Raw genomic sequence first — 504 nt, forward strand, 5'->3', positions numbered from 1 at the left:
GTTCTTCTGATCGCGCTCGGCCTTCCACTTGAGGAATTCGGCGCGTTCGGCGCGCTTTTCTTCCATTTTCTTCAGGCCTTCATCGAAGGCTTTCTGCTGTCCCGGCTTGAGCAGGGCGCGCATGCTCTGGTGAGTCTTTTCCCGACTGGCGTCCAGATCATTCTGCATGGCCTGGCGTTCGGCTTCGGGCAACTTGTCGAGGTAGCGCTGGGTGATCGCCTGGCGCTGCTTCATCTGTTCGCCCATCAGCTTGCGCATTTCGCGCTGCTGTTCCTTTGTCAGGTCCAGCTCCTGGAACATGTGCGGGGCTCTTTTGCCGCCATGGGGGCCGTCGTGCATGCCACCGGGCATGGCAAAGGCGAGGGTCGGCAGGGCGGCTGCGAACACTAGGGCTACGAGTGATTTGCGCATGATGAAACTCTCCTATGTAGGGAAACCGGTCGTGCCGCCGCGGCATCGAAGAAGCTGGCGGCTGGTCGGTGACCGGATGAGTTCAGTCTAAGC

General features: G+C 60.3%; 1 protein-coding gene. It reads right to left on the minus strand.

The genetic code is table 11. The features are described from left to right. The coding region (locus ACU8YC_RS26335) for a Spy/CpxP family protein refolding chaperone (RefSeq protein WP_446896169.1) at positions 1-411 on the minus strand (411 nt) is incomplete at its 3' end. Positions 412-504 lie beyond the last annotated feature (93 nt).

It is taken from the genome of Citrobacter sp. VF227 (assembly GCF_052950715.1).